This is a genomic window from Nocardiopsis deserti (assembly GCF_008638355.1).
GTDB classification, from domain to species: domain Bacteria; phylum Actinomycetota; class Actinomycetes; order Streptosporangiales; family Streptosporangiaceae; genus Nocardiopsis; species Nocardiopsis alborubida.
This window is the reverse complement of record NZ_VWVS01000012.1, coordinates 206605-223438: the sequence shown is the minus strand read 5'-3', so window position 1 is coordinate 223438 and position 16834 is coordinate 206605. Positions and strand designations below refer to the sequence as shown.

General features: G+C 72.6%; 16 protein-coding genes. All 16 read right to left on the bottom strand.

What is annotated here, in order from left to right; all coding sequences use genetic code 11:
- Positions 1-256 precede the first annotated feature (256 nt).
- The 16 genes from FYW99_RS16065 to FYW99_RS15990 all read right to left on the bottom strand — a co-directional run bounded on the left by FYW99_RS16065 (position 257) and on the right by FYW99_RS15990 (position 16648).
- Positions 257-1420, bottom strand: coding sequence for a DNA-processing protein DprA (locus FYW99_RS16065; protein WP_150252848.1), 1164 nt, complete (start codon positions 1418-1420; stop codon positions 257-259).
- A gap of 32 nt (positions 1421-1452) precedes the next feature.
- Positions 1453-2976 carry a YifB family Mg chelatase-like AAA ATPase gene (locus FYW99_RS16060; RefSeq protein WP_150252985.1) on the bottom strand — a complete coding sequence of 508 codons (1524 nt, stop codon included), beginning with the start codon at positions 2974-2976 and terminating at the stop codon, positions 1453-1455.
- Entirely contained in the window at positions 2976-3341 is a 366-nt protein-coding gene (locus FYW99_RS16055) for a YraN family protein (protein WP_150252984.1), read from the bottom strand. Before FYW99_RS16055 ends, FYW99_RS16060 begins: the two co-directional genes overlap by 1 nt.
- A gap of 167 nt (positions 3342-3508) precedes the next feature.
- Positions 3509-3838, bottom strand: coding sequence for a DUF2469 domain-containing protein (locus tag FYW99_RS16050; RefSeq protein WP_017566259.1), 330 nt, complete (start codon positions 3836-3838; stop codon positions 3509-3511).
- A 206-nt stretch (positions 3839-4044) separates the two neighbouring features.
- On the bottom strand, positions 4045-4920 hold the full coding sequence (gene lepB, locus FYW99_RS16045; RefSeq protein ID WP_150252847.1) for a signal peptidase I: 876 nt from the start codon (positions 4918-4920) through the stop codon (positions 4045-4047).
- Between the two features lie 92 nt (positions 4921-5012).
- Positions 5013-5357 carry a 50S ribosomal protein L19 gene (gene rplS, locus FYW99_RS16040; protein WP_150252846.1) on the bottom strand — a complete coding sequence of 115 codons (345 nt, stop codon included), beginning with the start codon at positions 5355-5357 and terminating at the stop codon, positions 5013-5015.
- Between the two features lie 183 nt (positions 5358-5540).
- Positions 5541-6305 carry a tRNA (guanosine(37)-N1)-methyltransferase TrmD gene (trmD, locus tag FYW99_RS16035; RefSeq protein WP_150252845.1) on the bottom strand — a complete coding sequence of 255 codons (765 nt, stop codon included), beginning with the start codon at positions 6303-6305 and terminating at the stop codon, positions 5541-5543.
- An 11-nt stretch (positions 6306-6316) separates the two neighbouring features.
- On the bottom strand, positions 6317-6829 hold the full coding sequence (gene rimM / locus FYW99_RS16030) for a ribosome maturation factor RimM (protein ID WP_150252844.1): 513 nt from the start codon (positions 6827-6829) through the stop codon (positions 6317-6319).
- A 142-nt stretch (positions 6830-6971) separates the two neighbouring features.
- Positions 6972-7214 carry an RNA-binding protein gene (locus tag FYW99_RS16025; protein WP_013151282.1) on the bottom strand — a complete coding sequence of 81 codons (243 nt, stop codon included), beginning with the start codon at positions 7212-7214 and terminating at the stop codon, positions 6972-6974.
- A gap of 1 nt (position 7215) precedes the next feature.
- Positions 7216-7680 carry a 30S ribosomal protein S16 gene (gene rpsP / locus FYW99_RS16020; RefSeq protein WP_150252843.1) on the bottom strand — a complete coding sequence of 155 codons (465 nt, stop codon included), beginning with the start codon at positions 7678-7680 and terminating at the stop codon, positions 7216-7218.
- Positions 7681-8086: 406 nt separating this feature from the next.
- Positions 8087-9682, bottom strand: a complete 1596-nt coding sequence (gene ffh / locus FYW99_RS16015) for a signal recognition particle protein (RefSeq protein WP_150252842.1) — start codon at positions 9680-9682, stop codon at positions 8087-8089.
- A 162-nt stretch (positions 9683-9844) separates the two neighbouring features.
- Positions 9845-11059 carry a LolA-like protein gene (locus FYW99_RS16010; RefSeq protein WP_150252841.1) on the bottom strand — a complete coding sequence of 405 codons (1215 nt, stop codon included), beginning with the start codon at positions 11057-11059 and terminating at the stop codon, positions 9845-9847.
- Positions 11060-11459: 400 nt separating this feature from the next.
- Positions 11460-12800, bottom strand: a complete 1341-nt coding sequence (locus FYW99_RS16005) for an ammonium transporter (RefSeq protein ID WP_150252840.1) — start codon at positions 12798-12800, stop codon at positions 11460-11462.
- 496 nt (positions 12801-13296) lie between these two features.
- Positions 13297-14481, bottom strand: coding sequence for a signal recognition particle-docking protein FtsY (ftsY, locus tag FYW99_RS16000; protein WP_150252839.1), 1185 nt, complete (start codon positions 14479-14481; stop codon positions 13297-13299).
- Between the two features lie 129 nt (positions 14482-14610).
- The gene (locus FYW99_RS15995; protein WP_061078187.1) at positions 14611-15645 is read right to left on the bottom strand and encodes a FecCD family ABC transporter permease; all 1035 of its coding nucleotides are present in this window, start codon (positions 15643-15645) and stop codon (positions 14611-14613) included.
- Position 15646: 1 nt separating this feature from the next.
- On the bottom strand, positions 15647-16648 hold the full coding sequence (locus FYW99_RS15990) for an ABC transporter substrate-binding protein (RefSeq protein WP_150252838.1): 1002 nt from the start codon (positions 16646-16648) through the stop codon (positions 15647-15649).
- Between the last annotated feature and the right edge of the window lie 186 nt (positions 16649-16834).

Below are 16834 nucleotides of genomic sequence, written 5' to 3'. Positions count from 1 at the left end.
AGCCGAACGCGCCGGGAGCCCGCCACGGACCGTACGCGCCCCGTGGGGCCCGGCCCCGGGGAGCCGTGACCGTCCACCACGGCACGAGACGGGACCCGGCCCGCCGACCCCAGAGGGCACAGGGTGGGACCCGGCCCCGCCGGGCCCGGGGAGCCGTGACCGTCCACGGCGGCACGAAGTGGGGCCCGGCCCCGGGGGGGGCTCGACCGTCCGCCACGGCACGGAGGAGCCACCGGCCCCGGCCGCCTCCGCCCGCTCACTGGGGCAGCCGCCAGCCCGCCGGACAGCGCTCCACCAGCCCGGCCGCGGCCAGCATCCCCAGGGAACGCAGGGTCCTCTCCAGACGGGTCCCGCTGGCCATGGCGATCACCGCCGGTCCGGCGCCGGACCGGGGCACCGCCGCCAGGACCCGGGCGCTGTCCTGGTCGAGCTCGGCCGACACCCGCAGCGGCCCGGCCTCCGGCGGCAGCTCCCCCAGCGTGCTCACCTGGGCGACGACGTCGTCCGCGCAGGTGACGCAGCCCGCGTGCCAGTCGCGGAGCAGCAGGTGGCAGCCCACCGACATCGCCGAGGTGACCGGGCCGGGGACCGCCATCAGCACCCGGTTGAGCTCGGCGGCGTGCGAGGCGGTGTTGAGCGCCCCGCTGCGCCGCCCGGCCTCCACCACCACCGTGCCCGGGGTGAGCGCGGCGATCAGCCGGTTGCGAACGAGGAAGTCCGGTGCGCGCGGGGTGGCGCCCACCGGCCGCTCGCTCACCAGCACCCCGGTGCGGGCGACGTCGGCGAACAGGCCCGCGTGCCCGCGCGGGTAGTCCACGTCCAGCCCGCAGGCCAGCACCACGACCGTGCCGCCGTGGGTCTGGGCCGCCCGGTGCGCGGCCCCGTCGATCCCGTACGCGCCTCCGGAGACCACCACGACCGCGCGCTCGGCCAGCTCGTAGGCCATCTCCGCCGCCACGTGCTCCCCGTAGGGGGTGGCCGAGCGCGCACCCACCACGGCCACCGAGCGCAGGCACAGGTGGCGCAGGTCCCCCGCGCCGCGCACCCACAGTCCGTGTGAGCGCCGCCCCCCGGGCAGGCCCAGCTCGTCGAGGCGCCCCGGCCACTCGGGGTCCGCCGGGGCCACGAAGCGGATCCCGGCCGCCGCCGAGTCGCCGAGCAGCCCGTCGGGGTCCACCCCCCGGGCCGCGGCGCACCACCGCACCCACCTGCGCTCCAGGAGCGCCCGGGCCTCCGGTCCCGGGCTCTCCTCCTCGGCACAGGGCACCGGTGGCGGGGGCGCCCCCGCCACCAGCAGCACCCACACCCGGTCCGCCCCGTGCTCGGCGAGCATCGCCCCCAGCCACAGGTCCCCCGGCGGGGCCACCGCCGTCAGGCAGGCCCGCGCCCGCGCGTCCGCCTCACCCTCCGCGTCCCGCACCGTCCCACCGCTCCTCTCCGTCCCGTCCGTGCTCACCACGCGTGCCCCGCCCAGAGCGCGAAGGCGTAGGCCGCCTCCTCCTCGCCGGGGCGGTCCCGGTCGGCGAGGTCGGCCAGGGTCCAGGCGACCCGCAGGGCGCGGTCCACCCCCCGGGCGCTGATCTGTCCGAGGTCCATCGCCCTGCCCAGCACCCGCAGCGCGGCGGACTCCACCGGGAACTCCCTGCGCAGCTGCGCCCCGGGGATGGCCGCGTTGGTGGTCCAGGGCGTGTGCGCCAGCCGCTCGGCGGCGCGGGCGCGGGCCTTCTCCACCCGTGCGGCCACCACCTCGGAGGACTCGGCGAAGGCGCGGTCGGCGAGCAGCTCGGCCCTCGACACCGGTTGCAGCTCCACCTTGAGGTCGATCCGGTCCAGCAGGGGCCCGGACAGGCGGGAGAAGTAGCGGCGCCGCTCGCCGGCGGGGCAGGTGCACAGGGCGCCGGGTTTGGCGCAGGGGCAGGGGTTGGCGGCCAGGATCAGTTGGAAGCGCGCAGGGAAGGTCACCGTCGAGGAGGCGCGGGCCAGGACCACCTCGCCGCGCTCCAGGGGTTCGCGCAGGGAGTCCAGCACCCCGCGCCCGAACTGCGGGGCCTCGTCGACGAAGAGCACGCCGCGGTGGGCCTTGGACACCCAGCCGGGCGTGGGGTAGCCGCTGCCGCCGCCGATGATCGAGGCCCGGGTGGAGGTGTGGTGCGGAGCCGCGAAGGGGGGCACGGTGACCAGGGGCGCGCCGGGCGGCAGCATGCCCGCCACCGAGTGGATGGCGGTGGCCTCCAACGCCTCGGCGGGGCCGAGCGGGGGCAGCACGGTGGGCAGGCGTTCGGCGAGCAGGCTCTTGCCCGTGCCGGGAGGCCCCAGCATCATGAGGTTGTGGCCGCCGGCCGCGGCGATCTCCACCGCGCGGCGGGCCACGGGCTGCCCCAGGACGTCGGACAGGTCGGGGCCCTGGCCGCGCGGCTCGCGGGGCCGGGGCACGGCCTCCTCCGTGTGCGCCTCGGGAAAGCACTCCCCGCGCAGCCACTGGCACAGGTCCATCAGGCTGTCCACCGCCGTCACCTCGGCCCCGGGCACCAGCCGGGCCTCGGCGGCGTTGCCCCGTGCGACGACGAACCTGCGGTAGCCCTGCTCGGCGGCCGACACGACCGCCGGGAGCACCCCCAGCACCGGCCGCGCCCGGCCGTCCAGGCCCAGTTCGGCGATGAGGACGCTGTCCTCCAGCCGCTCCACCGGCACCGATCCCGCCGCGGCGAGGACGGCGGCGGCGATGGCCAGGTCGAACAGGCTTCCCGACTTGGGCAGGCTGGCCGGGGACAGGCTGATGACGATCTGGCCGCTGGGCCACTCCTCGCCGCTGTTGACGACGGCGGCGCGGATGCGGTCCCTGGCCTCGCGGAGCGCGGCGTCGGGCAGCCCCACCAGGGTCACCCCGAAGTCGCCACCGCCCAGGTGCACCTCCACCTCGACGATGTGCCCCTGGACGCCCAGCAGGGCGATGCAGCGGGTGCGGGCGAGCGTCATCATGCCATCCCCCGCTCGTGGGAGACGAACACGCGCCCGCCGCTGATCAGGACGCAGACGCCGTCCACGCGCAGGGGGCGGGCGGGCACCCGGTGCCGGACCGCCCAGGCGTGTCCGAGGCGGCGCAGACGGCGCCGCTTGTCCGGGGTGATGGCCTCCACCGGATGCCCGTGCCGGACGGAGGTACGGGTCTTGACCTCCGCGATGACCAGGACGGGGCCGTCCCGGGCCACGATGTCGATCTCCCCGTCGGGGATGCGCCAGTTGCGGGCGACCACCCGCATCCCGGCGCGTCGGAGGAAGGCCGCGGCGAGGTCCTCGCCACGGCCGCCCAACGTCCTTCGGTACTCGGCCCACCGGTCCAAGGTCAACCACCTCCCGTAACCACGGTCGGTGATCGCCGCTCACGGCGCCAGGGCCGGTTCTCTCCTGTGGAAAACCCCGGCCGCGCCCGGGCGGGGAAGCCTGGTTCCGGGAGGCCCGACCCCGGGAGGCCGGGGCCGCACCCGGGACCAGGCCGCCCGGCGCCGGATCAGTCCTGTGCGCCCCCCTCGGCGGGCGGCATCTCCAGGTCGGCCTTGGTGATCTCCTCGACGTTGACGTCCTTGAACGTCACCACGCGGACGTTGCGGACGAACCTGGCCGGACGGTACATGTCCCAGACCCAGGCGTCCTCCATCACGACCTCGAAGTACATCTCCCCGTTCTCGGTCGAACGCGGCTGGAGGTCGACGTGGTTGGTGAGGTAGAACCGCCGCTCGGTCTCCACCACGTAGCTGAACAGACCGACGACGTCGCGGTACTCGCGATAGAGCTGGAGCTCCATCTCGGCCTCGTACTTCTCCAGGTCCTCAGAACTCATCCACGCGCTCGCTTTCGTCGCACTCTCCGGTCGTGGTGTGCCGGTCCCCTCCGCCCGGACACCGCCGACGGCCGGGGTGTTCCCGGTCGTGGGCGGCCCCACGCGTCGGGGGACGCCGATACCGTCCAGCCTCCATCATGCGTCACGGAAGGGCCCCGTGTACTCCGCCGTGCGGATTTTCTCGGCGGACCGCCCCGCGCGGCACGTCACCCGTCCGCGGCGTTGAGCTCCTCGAAGGACTCCGGAACGCTCAGCGGACCGATCTGCCCGACCGGCCAGATGATCACGAAGGCCCGGCCCACCACGTGGTCGATCGGGACCGCGCCGCCGCCGGGGTTGTTCTGGTTGAGCCGCGAGTCGGAGGAGATCGCCCGGTGGTCCCCCATCAGCCACAGGTGCCCCTCGGGCACCTCGATCGGGCCGAACTCGGTGTGCGTGGCCACACTGCCCGGGTACAGGTAGGCCTCCTCCTCGAGGGGGACCCCGTTGACCAGGACGCGGTTCTGCTCGTCGCAGCACTCCACGGTGTCACCGGGCAGGCCGATGACCCGCTTGATGTACTCCTTGCCCGTGGGCGCCGCGCCCAGCTGCTGCTGCACCCACGTGAACGCGGCCGAGACCGGGTTGGTGGGCTCGGGGACCGACACGGTGTTCGGGTCGTCCCAGGACCCGTTGCCGTCGAAGACGACCACCTCGCCGCGCTCGATGTCGCGGAGCTCGTAGACGACCTTGTTGACGAGTACCCGGTCCCCGACGAGGAGTGTGTTCTCCATCGAGGTGGAGGGGATGTAGAAGGCCTGCACCAGCCAGGTCCTGATCACGAACGCCAGGACCACGGCGATCACGACCAGGATGGGGAGTTCCTTCCAGAACGACCCCTTCTTCTCGGTGCTCTCGGACTTGCTCATCTCGTCGTCCGCCCCCTCCTCCGACTCCTCGCCGTCGGTACCGGAGACAGCACTGGCTCCCGAGCTCTCGTGAGCTCGGGAGCCAGTGGCGGAGCCGTGCTCCTCCGGACCGGGCTGGGCGGATTCCTCGTCCTGGACCCCGTCCGAGCCGAGGTCCTTCTCGTCTTTGCTCATCGAGCCGAAGCCTATCCTGCCTCCCTGGTGGGAGCGGAGAGATTCGACACGGAAAAACGCCGGGGAGGAGCCCTGGGTCACCCGGTGACGGACTAGCGGCGCTCGCGGATGCGGGCGGCCTTGCCGCGCAGGTCGCGCAGGTAGTACAGCTTGGCGCGGCGCACGCGGCCGCGGGCGGCGACCTCGTACTTCTCGATGGCCGGGGTGTGGATCGGGAAGGTGCGCTCCACGCCCACGCCGTAGCTCACCTTGCGGATGGTGAAGGTCTCGCGGTTGCCCGAGCCCTGGCGGCGGATGACGGCGCCCTTGAAGACCTGGACACGGGTACGGGTGCCCTCGGTCACGCGGACGTGGACGTTGAGGGTGTCACCGGGACGGAACTCCGGGACGTCGGAACGAAGCTGGGCCTTCTCCAGCTCCTGAATGGCGGTGTGCATCTCGCGAATCCTCATCGATAGCGCTCCGCGTCCTGCTCCCCGAGGGGAAGGGGTACGCGGGCGAGGGCCCGAATGGGTCTGTACTGTCGAACCGCCCGGGTGACCGTCACAGAGGCCGACGTCGTACCGCCGGCATGCGGATGCCGCCGGTCACCGAGGGGAACCCACCCAGTCTGCCACATCTCAGATGGCGTCTCGAACGGTCTCCTCCGCCAGGACCTCCTGGTCGCGCCGGTCCAGCGCCTCCTCTGGCAGGGCCCCCACCAGGTCGGGGCGGTTGCGCGCGGTCTTGCGCAGCGCCTGGTCACGGCGCCAGCGGTCCACGGCGCCGTGGTTGCCCGACAGCAGCACCGGCGGCACCTCCCGCCCGCGCCAGGAGGCGGGCTTGGTGTAGACCGCCCCCTCCACGAGGTTCTCCATGCCGCCGGAGGCGAAGGAGTCCTGCACCGCGGACTCGGTGTTGCCGAGCACGCCCGGCAGCAGCCGGGTGATCGCCTCGACCATCACCAGCGTCGCGGACTCTCCGCCGTTGAGCACGTAGTCGCCGATGCTGACCTCCTCGACGGGCATCCGCTCCGCGGCGTCCGCCGCGACCCTCGAGTCGATGCCCTCGTAGCGGCCGCAGCCGAAGACCAGGCGCTCCTCCTCGGCCAGGCGCTCGGCGTCGGCCTGCCGGAAGGGCCGACCGCTGGGGGTGGGCAGGATCAGCCGGGCGGGCCCCCGCCCCACGACCTCGTCCAGCGCCTCGCCCCACGGCTCGGGCTTCATCACCATGCCGGGGCCGCCGCCGTAGGGGGTGTCGTCCACGGTGTTGTGGCGGTCGTGGGTCCAGGAGCGCAGGTCGTGCACGCGCACGTCGAGCAGCCCGGACACGCGGGCCCTGCCGATCAGGGACAGGTCCAGGGGGCCGAAGTACTCGGGGAAGATGCTGATGATGTCGATGCGCACGGCGCGCCCCTTCAGTCGGCGAGGTCGAGCAGGCCGGGCGGGGGGTCGATGACGATCCGGCCCCCGGCCACGTCGACCTCGGGGACCAGGGCCGCCACGAAGGGCACCAACACCTCTCCGCCGCCTGGGGTGGTCACCACCAGGAGGTCCTGCGCGTGGTGGAGCACGTCCGCCACCGTGCCGACCGGCTCCGCTCCGGTGGTCACCGCGGCCAGGCCGATGAGTTCGTGGTCGTGGAACTCGTCCGGGTCCTCCAGCGGCGGGATGTCCTCGGAGTCCACGAGCAGGGCGGTGCCGCGCAGCCCCTCCGCGGCGTCGCGGTCGGCCACGCCCTCGAAGCGCACGAGCAGGCGGCCGCTGTGGCGGCGCGTGGAGACGACGGTGAGCGGACCGGTTCCGGCCGGGTCGGTGGCCAGCACGGAGCCGTCGGCGAACCGGGCCGCGGGGTCGTCCGTGCGCACGTCGACGGCGACGTCGCCGCGGACTCCGTGCGCGCGGCCGATCCGGCCGACAACGAGTCGCATGGGGATTCTTCCGTCCTTCCGCCCCCTCGGGGGGTGAGAAAACTGTGCCCGGGTCCGGGCGCGTGCGGTGGGCACGGGCCCCGGGGTCCCGGGCACGGCTGCGGGGCGCCGACCGTTCGCGGTCGGCGCCCCGAGAGGCGCGTCAGCGCACTTCGTGCAGGTCCAGCAGGTCCACGCGGACGTAACGGCCCCCGGCCAGGGCGCCGATGACGGTCCGCAGGGACTTGGCGGTGCGACCGTTGCGGCCGATCACCTTGCCGAGGTCGTCGGGATGGACCCGGACCTCCAGGACTTTGCCCTTGCGGAGCCGCTTGGCTCTCACCTGGACGTCGTCGGAGTTCGCAACGATCCCCTTCACGAGGTGCTCAAGCGCCTCTTCCAGCACGTCAGGCCTCGCCCTCGGACTTCTCAGTCTCGGTGGTCTCAGCGGTCTCGGCGGGCTTGTCCGCCTTCTCCGCCTTCTTCTCGGACTTGCGGCCCTTGCCCTTGCCCTCGGCGCCGGGGAGCACGAGCTCCTTCAGCGCGGCCTGGAAGGCCGCTTCCTTGGCCTCGGGGTCCTTGGCCTCGGCGACCTGGAGCGGAGCCGGGGCGGGCAGGCCCTTGAACTTCTGCCAGTCACCGGTCTTGCGCAGGAGGACCTTGACCGCGTCGGAGGGCTGGGCGCCCACGGACAGCCAGTACTGGGCCCGCTCGGAGTCGACCTCGATGAGGCTCGGGTGCTCCTTGGGGTGGTACTTGCCGATCTCCTCGATCGCCTTGCCGTCCCGCTTGGTGCGGGCGTCGGCGACGATGATGCGGTACTGGGGCGTACGGATCTTGCCCATACGCTTGAGCTTCAGTTTGACAGCCACTGGAGTGGTCTTCTCCCGATTAACGGTGTAAGGCGCCCGGCGGCGAAACCACGTGGGGTTGCGGCACCCGACGGGACAGACGTGGGTGACGGGCTAGTTAGAGGGCTGGCCCGGCACCGTTAGTCGACTACTCATTGTGCCAGACGCGGACGTGTTCCCCGGACACGACACCGGAACACGGCCGCGCGGATGAGGGGTGAACGCGGCGGCGGCCCGTCCCCGGAACGTGGACGGGCCGCCCCGCCCGGTGTCCCGGGCGGTGCCAGCTGCCCGCCTCGAAGGAGACGGGCACGCGGCCGGGCCGTCGGCCCGGCCGCGTCCGCGGTGCGGGGCGGCTGGCTGCGCCACACGCATGGTAGCGCTCCGCCCGCCGGCCGACGGGCGCGCGGGCCGGTACCGGCCGCGCCTACTTCTTGGGCAGCTTGAAGTTCGACAGGTCGGGCATGTTGGGGCCGCCGAAGCCGGGCGGGAGCGTGGGCTGACCGCCGCCGCCCAGGCCCGGGGGCAGCTGCGGCGGCTGCTGGCCGCCCTCCTCCTGGCGGCGCTGGCGCTCGGCCGCGCGCTCGGCCTCCTGCTGGCGGGCCTTCATCGGGTTGCCGCTGCGCTGCTTGCCCTTCTTGGTCTTCTTGGCCTGGGCCTTGGCCTTCTTACGGTTGGCACCGCCGCCCATGCCCGGCATACCGGGCATACCCGGCATGCCGCCGCCCTTCATCTTGCGCATCATCTTCTGCGCCTCGAAGAAGCGGGTGACCAGGCCGTTGACATCGCTGACCTGGGTGCCCGAACCGTTGGCGATGCGCAGGCGGCGCGACCCGTTGATCATCTTGGGGTTGGCGCGCTCGCCCGGGGTCATCGACTGGATGACGGCCTGGATGCGGTCCAGGTCCTTGTCGTCGATGCTGTCGATCTGCTCGCGCATCTGGCCCATGCCGGGCATCATGCCCAGCAGGTTGCCGATCGGGCCGAGCTTGCGGACCATCTGCATCTGCTGGAGGAAGTCGTCGAGCGTGAAGTCCTCGTCCGACGCCATGGTCGAGGCCATCTTCTCGACCTCGGCCTCGTCGAACGTGCGCTGAGCTTGTTCGATGAGCGTGAGGACGTCACCCATGTCCAGGATGCGCGAGGCCATCCGGTCCGGGTGGAAGAGGTCGAAGTCCTCCAGCTTCTCGCCGGTGGACGCGAACATGATGGGACGGCCGGTGATGTGGCGGATGGACAGGGCCGCGCCGCCGCGCGCGTCGCCGTCGAGCTTGGTGAGCGCGACCGCGTCGTAGCCGACCCCGTCGAGGAAGGCCTGCGCGGTGTTGACCGCGTCCTGGCCGATCATCGCGTCGACGACGAAGAGGATCTCGTCCGGGCTGACCGCGTCGCGGATGTCCGCGGCCTGCTGCATCATCTCGCTGTCCACACCGAGACGGCCCGCGGTGTCGATGATCACCACGTTGTGGTTGTTGCGACGGGCGTGCTCGACGGACTCGCGGGCGACCTGGACGGGGTCGCCGACGCCGTTGCCGGGCTCGGGCGCGAACACGGGGGTCCCGGCGCGCTCACCGACCACCTGGAGCTGCGTGACGGCGTTGGGGCGCTGGAGGTCGGCGGCGACCAGGAGCGGCGTGTTGCGGTCGGCCGCCAGCCACCGGGCGAGCTTGCCCGCCAGGGTGGTCTTACCGGCGCCCTGGAGGCCCGCGAGCATGATCACGGTCGGCGGGTTCTTGGCGAAGCGGACCTGCCGGGTCTCGCCGCCGAGGATCCCGACGAGTTCCTCGTTCACGATCTTGATGACCTGCTGGGCCGGGTTGAGGGCCTTGGAGACCTCCTCGCCCCGGGCGCGCTCCTTGATCCGCGCGATGAACTCGCGGACCACCGGCAGCGCGACGTCCGCCTCCAGCAGCGCGAGACGGATCTCCCGCGCGGTCGCGTTGATGTCCTCCTCGGACAGCCGCCCTTTACCGCGCAGCGAGGAGAAGACCGATGTCAGCCGGTCGGAAAGCGTCTCGAACACGAGTGTGGCCAGTCCTTCGTCTCGGAGTTGGTCTCCCAGCCTACCGGCCTGGGATCACCTTGCAGTATCGCCCGGCGGGCGGACCCGGACACGGCGGAGGGCGGGGACGCCGTCCCCGCCCTCCGCCGCCGTGCGCTCGGGGGCCGCGCCCCGCGAGTACCTCTAGTTACCCTCGTCCTCGGCCGTCTCGGACTCCTCCGCGGAGGGGGAGGCGCCGCCCGACAGGGTGGCCTCGCGCTGCTCGGCGAGGGCCGTCAGCATCTCCTCCTGCTGACCGCCGGTCAGGCCGCGCGTGGACAGCTGGGCCTCACCGTCGATCGGGTAGGTCTGCTGGACGGAGCTGACGATGTTGTAGTCGGCGCTGCACGAGAGCTCCAGCGTGCCGGCCGCCTCCAGGGTGCCGCTGTCCTCGCAGTTCTGCTCGCCGATGTCGGCGTTGCTGAACGTGACGTCCATGCGCACGGCCACCTCGCCGCTGCCGTCACCGCCCGCGTCGCGCACGGTCCCGGTCCAGGTGCAGTTGGGTCCGTCCTCGCACGTCATGGAGGGACTGCCCTCCCAGCCGACCTCGATGCGGGCGTCCCGGGAGGAGGTCAGCTCCTCCTCGGTGGCGGCGGTGACGCCGTCGTAGAGCTCCTCGACGGCGGCGGTCTCGGCCTCGGCCAGGTCCAGGCGGACCTGGGGGCCCGTCTCGGCCTCCCCGGGAACGAGCTCCTCGATGGCGATGCGCTGGATCTGGCTGGTCTCGGCGTTGATCCAGACCTGGTTGCGCTCGCCCGCCAGGTCGATCCTGTAGGTGAGCGTGCCGTCCAGGTTCTCCTCGACGGCCTCCTCCGACTCCAGCTCGATGCCGCCCAGGATGGCGGAGAGCTCCGGCGGGGCCAGGGAGGCGCTCGGGTTGAAACCGGCCTGGGCCGAGGAGGCGCGCACCCAGTTCCCGTCGAAGTCGTCGAAGTCGGGGCTGAAGACTCCCTGGTCGAGCCAGAAGTCCTCCGCGGCGCGCAGGAACATCCTGCCGTCCGCGCTGATCAACTCGGCCTCGATGCCGTTGGCGCGGATGGTGCCGCTGGCCGTGCCGCCGTCGGCGACGGTCAGCGAGGCGTCGCGCACGTCGGCGGAGCCGACGCTCTCGGCCACCTGGCCGGTGGCGGTGAGCGCCGGATAGGCGGCCAGGTCGGCCAGGGCCTCCTCCATCAGCGGTGCCGCGTCGACCGGCTCGGCTGCCGTCGGGCTGGGCTCCTCCTCGCCGCCGCCCCCGGGACGCAGGTGACTGAGGTCGATGGAGCAGCCGGACAAGCCGAGGGCGACGACCGCGCCCGCGGCGGCGAGCGCGGCACGCCCGCCTCTGCGACCCGTGATGTGACTAACCGGCGCCATCTTGCCTCCTGACCCCGACATGTGGGGCACTGTACGAATCAGCATGGTTTCCGGGTGGACGGCGGGGTGGACGCGCCGGTCCCCGACCCGTTCCTGGTGTGGGATGCGAATGCGCGGCTCCCGGTTGTGCCGCGTGCCCCTTTTCGGGGGGAGCCGGGAACGGGGCCGCCCGCGTGGCGGAGCCGTCGGTCGGGCGCCGCGCGCCCGGGCTCTACCGCCGTACCGCTCAGAGGGTACCGAACGGATACACAGGCCACAGCCAATACGGCGCCAGAAATGCCCATATATGACATGAAAAGTGGCTGAGCACACGAACGGGGCTGACGGAGATCTCTCTCCGTCAGCCCCTGGACACCTCGCCGGGTCAGTGGCGCAAGGCCCGCGGCCTCGACGCTGAGGTCTAGGCCTTGGCCTTCGGCGAGGCCGTCTCCCCGCCCGGAGGCGTCGGCAGGGAGACCGCTTGTGTCGCGTCCTCGAGTTCGTCGAGTTCGTCGAAGGCGTAGGCGGACTCGGCGTGCAGCTCGTGGTCCAGCCCGTTGGTCTCGACCTCCTCGGGGATGCGGAACCCGATGACGAGGTGGATGACCTTGGCGATGACCCAGGTGACGGCGAAGGAGTAGAGCATGACGCCGATGACGGCGATGGCCTGGACGGCCAGCAGACCGACGCCGCCGCCGTAGAGCAGGCCGTCGGAGCCGCCCGTCACGCCCGCGGCGACGAGGCCGAGGACCAGGGAGCCGACGATGCCGCCGACCATGTGGATGCCCACCACGTCGAGCGCGTCGTCGTACTTGAACTTGAACTTCCAGCTGATGGCGTAGGCGCAGACCGCACCGGAGAGCAGGCCGACGGCGATCGCGCCGAGCGGCGTGACGTTGGCGGCGGCGGGGGTGATGGCGACCAGGCCCGCGACGGCGCCGGAGGCGAAGCCCAGGGCACTGACCTTGCCGTAGCGGAAGCGCTCGACGAGCATCCAGGCGCCGGTGGCGGCGGCGGTGGCGACCTGGGTGTTGACCAGGGCCAGGGCGGCGGTGCCGTCGGCGGCGTAGGCCGAGCCCGCGTTGAAGCCGAACCAGCCGAACCACAGCAGAGCGGTGCCCAGCAGGACGAACGGCAGGTTGTGGGGCCGCATCGACTCGGAGCCGAAGCCCTTGCGGCGGCCCAGGACGAAGGTCAGGGCTAGCGCGGCGGCGCCGGCGTTGATGTGCACCGCGGTACCGCCCGCGAAGTCGATGACCGCGTAGCCGCCGATCTCCAGCTGCTCGATCCAGCCCTCGCCCCAGACCCAGTGGGCGACGGGGAAGTAGACCAGGAGCGCCCAGACCGGGACGAACAGCAGCCAGGCGCCGAACTTGGCGCGGTCGGCGATGGCACCGCTGATGAGGGCCACGGTGATGACCGCGAACATCATCTGGAACCCGGCGTCGACCAGCAGCGGGTAGCCGCCGGTGCCGTCCTCCGCCGCGGGCTCGATCTCACCGATCAGGTTGGACAGGCCCACGTAGTCGAGGCCGCCGATGAAGGTGTCGAGCGCCCCGGGACCGTCGGAGTAGGTGAGCGAGTGGCCGATGACGACCCAGAGCACGCTCACGACCGCGATGCTCGCGAAGCTCATCAGCATCATGTTGAGGACGCTCTTGGCCCGTGACATGCCTCCGTAGAAGAAGGCCAGGCCCGGGGTCATGAGCATCACGAGGGCTGCGCTGATCAGCAGCCACGCCGTGTTGCCGGAGTCAATCATTGCGTCGCCTCCATAGGACGGACGGGGGATTGTGTCTGTGAGGGCGGCGGTCAGCGAGCGCATCATCGGGCCCGGTGCAGAACACCACGCAGGCAACTTTCGGACCGGGGTGTTTCTCGCCAGGACCCGGTGTGTTGCGCGCGGGTAAAAGGACAGACGGCAGTGTTAAGGCGCCATGAACCCAAGCCCCAGTCCGCGCGAACGCACGTGCACCGGCACAGAGCGACCCCCGTCACACCACCGGAGCGCGGTGCACCGGGCACGCGGAGTGACATCTCACGGGGTCCGCGCGGGCACGGTCAGAACTGTCGTCCCCGTGTTGCGTCGGGGTTTCCGCCGCGTGACGCGGATCACGACCGCGTTCCCGCCCCCGGACACGGGGGACCGGACGGGGCGAGGGGGGCGGTGACGCTCGTCGGCGGGCCCGCCCCCGGACACGGGAAGGCCGGACACCCGTGCGGATGTCCGGCCGTGCGTCGTCGGGTCCCTCTCCCCGTCACTCCACGGACAGGATCGCGTCCACGAACACCTCGGGGTCGAAGGGGGCCAGGTCGTCGGGGCCCTCGCCGAGCCCGACGAGCTTGACCGGCACGCCCAGCTCACGCTGGACCTGCACGATGATGCCGCCCTTGGCGGTGCCGTCGAGCTTGGTCAGGGCGATGCCGGTGACGTTGACGACCTCGCCGAACACCCGGGCCTGGCGCAGGCCGTTCTGCCCGGTGGTCGCGTCCAGGACGAGCAGGACCTCGTCCACCTGGGACTTCTTCTCCACGACCCGCTTGACCTTGCCCAGCTCGTCCATGAGGCCGGTCTTGGTGTGCAGGCGCCCGGCGGTGTCGATGATGACGGTGTCGGCGCCCTCCTCGACGCCCCGCGCCACGGCGTCGAAGGCCACGCTGGCGGGGTCGGCGCCCTCCTCCTTGCGCACGACCGGGGCGCCCACGCGGCTCCCCCAGGTCTCCAGCTGCTCGGTGGCGGCGGCGCGGAAGGTGTCGGCGGCGCCGAGCACGACGCTGCGGCCGTCGCCGACCAGGACGCGGGCCAGCTTGCCGGTGGTGGTGGTCTTGCCGGTGCCGTTGACCCCGACGACCATGACCACGCCCGGGCGTCCGTCGTGCGGCCCGGTGCGCACGGCGCGGTCGGCCTCGGTGGTGATCTGGGCGAGGAGCTCCTCGCGCAGCAGCCCCCGCACCTCCTCCGTGCCGCGGGTGCCGAGGACCTTGACGCGGGTTCGCAGGTTCTCCACGATCTGCGCGGCGGAGGCCACACCGATGTCGGCGGTGATGAGGGTGTCCTCGATCTCCTCCCAGGCGTCCTCGTCCAGGGACTCGGAGGACAGGAGGTTGAGCAGGCCCTTGCCGAAGGCGTTCTGCGAGCGGGCCAGCCGCGCGCGCAGGCGGACCATGCGCCCGGCCGAGGGCGGCGGGGTCTCCAGTTCCCGCGGGGCGGGCTCGACGGCCTCCTCCACGGGCGGGGGCGCCTGGGCGGGGGGCGTGCTGACGGTTCCCGAGTCCCGCTCCCGGTCCTCCACGGCGGTGGCTCCGGCGGCACCGCCGGTGGGTTCGGGTTCGGTCTCGTCCTTGCCCGGTTCGACCGAGCGCCGGGTCGTGACCAGGAAGAACCCACCGGCGGCCAGGAGCACGACGGCGATGATGATGGCGACGAGCAAGGTGATGTCCATAGCACCTTCCAGTGTTCCAGAGTGTGCGACGCGTTCGCGTCACGGCCGGGTGGCGCGCCGGGAACGAAGGCGGTACCGGCGGGTCTTCCCCTCCTCAGGCTTCCCGGAACCGCCGGCGGCAGTGGGGTTTCAGGTGCCGCGGTGGCGCGTGGTGCGCAGGATGAGCACGAAGAAGGGCGCGCCGAGGAAGGCGGTGACCACACCGATGGGCAGTTCCGCGGGGGCGATGAGGGTCCGGGCGACGATGTCCACCAGGACCAGGAAGGCGCCGCCGAGGAGCACGGTGACCGGCAGGATCGCCCGGTAGTTGGAGCCCACCAGGCGGCGCACGACGTGCGGGACGACGATCCCCACGAAGCCGATCAGGCCGCTCACCGACACGGCGGCTGCGGTGGCCAGGGACGCGGCGCTGATCACCACGATGCGCACGGCGGCCGGGTTCAGTCCCAGGCTGACCGCCTTGTCGTCGCCCAGGGCGAGCATGTCCAGCAGGTAACCGCTGGCCAGCAGGACGACCAGCCCGACCGCCGCGTACGGGGCGACCAGCCGCACGTCGTCCCAGCCACCCCTGCCGAGTCCGCCGAGCAGCCAGGCGAAGATGCGCTGGAGCTCGTCCACGCCCATCTGCTGGACGAGGGTCTGGGCGGCGGACAGGAACGAGGAGACGGCCACGCCCGCCAGGACGAGCGCGGCGGTGCCGCCCCCGCCCGCGGTGGAGCCGAGCAGGTAGGCGGCGGCCACGCCGAGCAGGGCGCCCGCGAACGCGGCGACCGGGACCAGGGCGCGCGGGGAGTCGCTGAACTGCGAGCCGAAGACGATGACCACCGTCGCGCCGAGCCCGGCTCCGGCGGCGGCGCCGAGGAGGTAGGGGTCGGCCAGCGGGTTGCGGAACACGCCCTGGTAGGCGCCGCCCGCGGTGGCCAGGAGAGCGCCGACGACCGCGCCCATCACCACGCGCGGCAGGCGCAGTTCCACCAGGACGGCCGCCTCCCGTTCGGTGAGGGGGGACTGCGTACCGAACGGGAGGAGGCTGAGCAGGTGCCGGGCGATGTCGGCCGCGGAGAGGGAGGCCGCTCCGGCGGAGACGCCGAGCAGGGCCGCCGCGAGCAGCGCGACCAGCCCGCCCGCGACCCACCCCAGCGGGAGGCCGACACCGCCCCGCACGTCAGTCGGCCGCGTTCTCGGTGACGGCCTGGCCGACCAGCTCGGCGAACTCGACCACACGCGGTCCCCAGCGGGAGGCGATGTCGGCGTCGAGCAGGTAGACGGCGTCGTTTCGCACCGCGGTGACGGTGTCGAAGGCGGGGCGTCCGGCCACGTCGGCGACCGTCGACTCGTCCCCGTAGGACAGGAAGACCAGGTCCGGGTTCTGTTCCACGACGTACTCCTGGGACAGCTGCGGGTAGCCGCCCGCGGCCCCGTCCGCGTCGGCCGCGTCGGCGATGTTGACCAGGCCGAAGGCCGCGTAGATCTGGCCGACGAAGGTGTCGGAGGTGGCGGAGTAGGAGGTCTCGTCGAGCTCCTGGTAGAAGGACAGCCCGGCGTCGCCGGTCTCCTCGCACACGCCCTCGACGATCGCGTTGAACTCGTCCTCGACCCGGGTGGCCTCGGCGTCGGCCTCCTCGGTGTGGCCGGTGACGTCGCCGAGCATGCGGATCTGGGCGTAGGTGTCCTCCAGGTCCTGGGCGGCGTCCAGGACCAGCGACGGAATGCCGACGGCCTCCAGTTGGTCGGCGGTCGCCTCGGCGCTGCGGGCGAGCAGGACCAGGTCGGGGTCGTACTCGGTGATGGCCTCCACGCTGGGCTCGAAGCCGCTCAGCGATGTGGTGGGGGCCTCCTCCGGGTAGTCGGAGTACTCGTCGGCGGCCTCGACCCGGTCGCCCGCGCCGATGGCGAAGAGCATCTCGGTGTGGCTGGCCGACAGGGAGACGATGCGCTCGGGCGCCTCCTCGACGGTGACCTCTCCCGTGGCGTCGGTGACGGTGACGGGGAAGGTGCCGTCCCCCACGGCGGGGCGCTCGGGGTCGGGCTCCGGAGGGCCGCAGGGGACGGAGGCGGCCTCGGTGGCGGGCGCGGCCTCGGGTTCGCCGCCGTCCTGTGCGCCGCAGGCGGTCAGGACGAGCACGGCTCCGAGAAGGACGGGGGAAAGGTGGCGTGCGGTCCGCACGGTGCTCCTTGTCGGGCGGGGGGAAGGAGCGCGGTCCCGACGGAGGCGGCCTGTCCTTCCCACGAGGACGGGGACGTCGGTGTCGGGGAGGCGACCTGGCTCGTCCCCCGGAGGGGCCTCACAGTTGCGGGACAGCGCCGGGTTGGACGGCCGGTTGTGGCCGCGCTACCGGACTTCGCTCCGTCG

Coding starts and splice junctions, on each gene's coding strand:
- FYW99_RS16060 (WP_150252985.1), bottom strand. CDS start 2,976: ATGACGCTCGCCCGCACCCGCTGCATCGCCCTGCTGGGCGTCCAGGGG.
- FYW99_RS16050 (WP_017566259.1), bottom strand. CDS start 3,838: ATGAGTTCTGAGGACCTGGAGAAGTACGAGGCCGAGATGGAGCTCCAG.
- lepB (WP_150252847.1), bottom strand. CDS start 4,920: ATGAGCAAAGACGAGAAGGACCTCGGCTCGGACGGGGTCCAGGACGAG.
- rplS (WP_150252846.1), bottom strand. CDS start 5,357: ATGCACACCGCCATTCAGGAGCTGGAGAAGGCCCAGCTTCGTTCCGAC.
- rimM (WP_150252844.1), bottom strand. CDS start 6,829: ATGCGACTCGTTGTCGGCCGGATCGGCCGCGCGCACGGAGTCCGCGGC.
- FYW99_RS16010 (WP_150252841.1), bottom strand. CDS start 11,059: ATGGCGCCGGTTAGTCACATCACGGGTCGCAGAGGCGGGCGTGCCGCG.
- FYW99_RS16005 (WP_150252840.1), bottom strand. CDS start 12,800: ATGATTGACTCCGGCAACACGGCGTGGCTGCTGATCAGCGCAGCCCTC.
- ftsY (WP_150252839.1), bottom strand. CDS start 14,481: ATGGACATCACCTTGCTCGTCGCCATCATCATCGCCGTCGTGCTCCTG.